This window comes from Actinomycetota bacterium (assembly GCA_036280995.1).
GTDB lineage: Bacteria > Actinomycetota > CALGFH01 > CALGFH01 > CALGFH01 > CALGFH01.
Genome location: DASUPQ010000267.1, coordinates 1 through 3,689, shown reverse-complemented (window position 1 = coordinate 3,689; position 3,689 = coordinate 1). Strand labels below are relative to the sequence as shown.

3 protein-coding genes and 1 pseudogene are annotated in these 3,689 nt (G+C 70.2%); 3 read left to right on the top strand and 1 reads right to left on the bottom strand.

Translation table 11 applies throughout. The features are described 5' to 3' along the window. A partial coding sequence (locus tag VF468_08935) for a hypothetical protein (protein ID HEX5878431.1) occupies nt 1-1,090 on the bottom strand: 1,090 nt, incomplete at its 3' end. Nucleotides 1,091-1,472: 382 nt separating this feature from the next. On the opposite strand from VF468_08935, the gene VF468_08930 reads away from it, so the two are divergent. The 3 genes and pseudogenes from VF468_08930 to VF468_08920 all read left to right on the top strand — a co-directional run bounded on the left by VF468_08930 (nt 1,473) and on the right by VF468_08920 (nt 3,252). Beyond that, nucleotides 1,473-2,297, top strand: a complete 825-nt coding sequence (locus VF468_08930) for a fructosamine kinase family protein (protein HEX5878430.1) — start codon at nt 1,473-1,475, stop codon at nt 2,295-2,297. Between the two features lie 145 nt (nt 2,298-2,442). Then, nucleotides 2,443-2,649 (top strand): annotated as a pseudogene (locus VF468_08925) (transposase). Nucleotides 2,650-2,652: 3 nt separating this feature from the next. After that, complete coding sequence (locus tag VF468_08920; GenBank protein ID HEX5878429.1) at nt 2,653-3,252, top strand: maleylpyruvate isomerase N-terminal domain-containing protein; 600 nt, start codon at nt 2,653-2,655, stop codon at nt 3,250-3,252. The last annotated feature ends 437 nt before the right edge of the window (nt 3,253-3,689 follow it).

Sequence of the window (3,689 nt, the reverse complement as noted above, 5' to 3'; positions counted from 1 at the left end):
GCTCCTCGCGCAGCCGGGTCGAAAACGCCTGGATGGTCTGGGCGGCGTCGTACTTGCGGCGGTTGAAGCGCCGGTCAACGACTGCCTGGATACGGCGCCGGGCCGGCTGGAACAGCGCCGCGACCGCCAGGGTGGCGCCGGCCACCACCCAGCCTGGTGGCTCGGCGCGGAGTCCTCCGAACAGCTGGCCGAGGACCAGGACCGCGCTGGCGTAGACGCCGGCGAGCAGGACGGTGAGCAGGCCGTAGACCAGGGTACGGTTGATCAGCCGATCGATGTCGTACAGCCGGTAGCGCAGGATCGCGATCCCCACAGCGACCGGCAGAAACGCGAGCTGGGCCGCGACAACCAGGTTGCTGACTGCGACCGGTAGGAGGTCGCCCAACGCGGCCAGGGGCACCAGTGCGCCGGCGTAGGTGAACCACTTGAGCTGCTGGCGCTCATCGCCTCGCGACCGCCGAAACCGGATGACCAGCGACACGAACGCCAACACCGCCATCAGGAGCAGCAGATTCAGCAGGACCACACCGACCGTGCTCTCCTCTGGGTTTTGCAACCCGGCCATCCCGATCGGGTTGGAGACCACGCGGCCCTCCTCCACCCCAAGCGAGGACTTGAGGGCGGCCAGCGCCGTGAACCCCGTCATCGCTGCCCCGGCCAGCCAGGCAACAGGCCGCCACCGGGGCGACAGCAGCCGACCGGTGGGGAAGAACAACAGGGTGAACAGCAGCGCCAGAAACACCGTCGGGTACCACGCCCACGAGGCGTACCAGGCCGCGACAATCGCACCGGGCGGCGAGCCGGACCGGGTCAAGTAGGCATAATTGGCATACTCCTCGGCCAGCGCGCCAGTGACCGCCAGCAGACCCACAGCCGAGAAGATCCAGCCGATGGCGTTGCCTGGTCGGTGCGCCACGATCAAGGCGCCCACCACCATGAACGCGGTGAACGCCAGCAGCAGCGCAACCGTGTCGGCGAGCGGCTCCTGTTGGAAGCTGCCGTTGGCCACCATGAGCGCGCCCACGACGAGCACGCTGACGACGAAGATGGCCAGCATGAACCAGGCCACCCAGGTCGAGCGCTTGCGCACGGTGCCCGTCGCCTCCTCTGAAGCCCCGAACCCGCCATCGGCAGGCCGGTCAGCGCCGGACGGGCTCGTAGCTCACCGCCCTGCAGTCTAGGAGGGAGACCGTCCCGAGATCGTTACGAGTCGCGGCACAGAGGCAGGCAGGCCTGCACATGCAAACGAGCCTTACCTGTCAAGACACCTCAGGGACGGACCACTAGTGCCGGAGACACCGCCGCCGGAAGCGTCACCGTGCTGGACCGCTCGTTCACCGGCTGCAGCGAGGGCCAGCTGCTGGCTGTGGTCGCCGCGCTCGGGGTCGGTGTACAGGTTGTGGCGGCCGGCATGGCCGGAGACTGGTCGCATAGATCCTTGGGTCGTCGAACCGGCACAAGGGAGGTTCCTGGTGACGAATCAGAGGGAGGATGCGGCGGGCGAGGGGGTCGACTGGCCGCTCGGCCTGCCCCCACTGGCCTCCTCCCAGCCCCTCAAGGGCGGCTTCATCTGCAGCACGACCATGGGTCGCCTGGCCGACGGGCGGGAGGTGGTCGTCAAGCGCTGCCCGTATCCGGCCGAGGTGGAGGCCGACGGCCTGGCCGCCCTGGCGGGTGCCGGCGCCCCGGTGCCGGCCGTGCTGGGGGTCGTCAACCACATCCTGGTGCTGGAACGCGTCGGCGGCCCGCCGGACTGGGCGGCCCTCGGCCGAGCCATCGCCGGGCTGCACCAGCGGACCGGGGACCGCTTTGGCTGGCACCGGGACAACTTCCAGGGAATGACCCGCCAGCACAACGACTGGAGCGACGACTGGCCGAGCTTCTATGTCGAGCGCCGGGTGCGGGTGCATCTGACCGACCCGAAGGTCCCTGCCCCGCTGCGCCGGCGGCTGGAGCGGGCCTGTGAGGGTCCGCTGCCGGCGCTGCTGCGGCCGCGGCCGCCGGCGTCGTTGACCCACGGGGACCTGTGGGCCGCCAACGTGGTCGAGGGGCGCTGGCTGGTCGACCCGGCGGTCTCTTTCGCCGACCGAGAGCTGGAGCTCGCGTACATGCAGCTGTCCAACAGCCTGCCCGCGGAGCTGTTGGAGGCCTACCACGACGAATGGCCGCCCGACCCGGGCTATGAGCGGCGCCGACCCGCGCTGCAGTTGCACAAGTTCCTCAACAACATCCGCCACTTCGGGCCCGACCGGTATGTGCCGCGGATCGAGGCGGTCCTGGATGGCTACGGCTGGTGAGCCGACGGTCGCTGCGGCGGTACTGGTGTGCCGCGTCGGTGCGGCCGAGACGTCGCCAGCACGTTGCCAGGGAACCTGAGCAGGTTGGATTGGCACTGGTACTCCAGCCGTAGATCGTTACCTTGGAGCACGCCGGGGATGCCAGCCCGATGGGGTGCAGCACCTGCTGGGTCGGGCGGTGTGGGACCACGACGGCGTCCGTGACGACCTGCGCGCCTACCTGGTGGAGCAGCTCGGCGACCCCGCGGCGGTGCTGGTGATCGACGAGACCGGCGACCTCGAGAAGGGCACCAGCACGGTTGGGGTGCCGGGTAGGCTCATCACGGCAGGGACCGCAGCACCCGTGGAGGACGCGATGCCCGTTACCGCCGACGACCTGGATGCGGCCGTCTCCACCACGGTGACCACGCTGCGGCCAGCCGGCGGCCGGGACTGGTCGGCACCGGCGGGTGCGCTGGAGTGGGACTGCTGGCACACCGCCGAGCACCTCGGCGATGTCCTGCTGTCCTACGCCGCCCAACTGGTCGCCCAGCCCACGACGCGCTATGTGCGCTTCATGGCCAACGCCGACAAGGATGCCGCACCGGCCGAGGTGTTGGAGTTCGCCGAGGCCGGCGGGAGGATTCTCGCCGCCACGGTGCGCACCACCCCAGCGCAGGTGCGAGCCTGGCATCCCAGCGGGATGGCCGATCCAGAAGGCTTTGCCGGGATGGGCTGTGTCGAGGCGCTGGTGCACGGCCACGACATTGCCCAAGGTCTCGGGCTGGCCCTGGACCCACCAGGGGAGGTGTGCGCCCGCGTGCTCGCCCGGATGTTCCCGCACATGGTGGCTGACCTGGCCGACCTCGACCCTTGGACGGCAGTGCTGTGGGCCACCGGCCGCATCGCGCTGCCGGGACGCCCGCGGGTTGCGCGCTGGCGCTGGCACGGCGCCCCACCGGGCGAGAACGGATGAACACCCCAGCGCGCCAGTCAGGTGATGGACATCGCGCAGACAGCGGCCCGACCGTCCCGCCGCAAGCCGCCCAACCATAGGGCATGATCTAGGGCTGGAGTACCAGGGCATGGCCAGCGCAGGACCGCGGGACCTACGTCAGGGCTGCTGGTCTATGTCAGTAGATCGGGTATCGGCGCCGGCCCCTACAGCGCGTTGGTCACGCCAATGATCCCAGCAGGCCCCAGGCGACCTGGACCGCTGACGGCCGCCTGCTGCTCCTGGCCGGGCCCGCCGGGGATCCCGCCAACGGCCTGGACGCGCCCAGGCATCAAGCGCCCAGGCAGCAAGATGGAGCGGAACCTCACCATGCCACCGTGTCGGGCCTGGCGGGTTCGACCAGACGGCTTGAGGAGCACAACCTGGAGGAGCGCCGGGGACGCGAGGGGTGCCGCGAT

Coding starts and splice junctions, on each gene's coding strand:
- VF468_08920 (HEX5878429.1), top strand. CDS start 2,653: ATGCCCGTTACCGCCGACGACCTGGATGCGGCCGTCTCCACCACGGTG.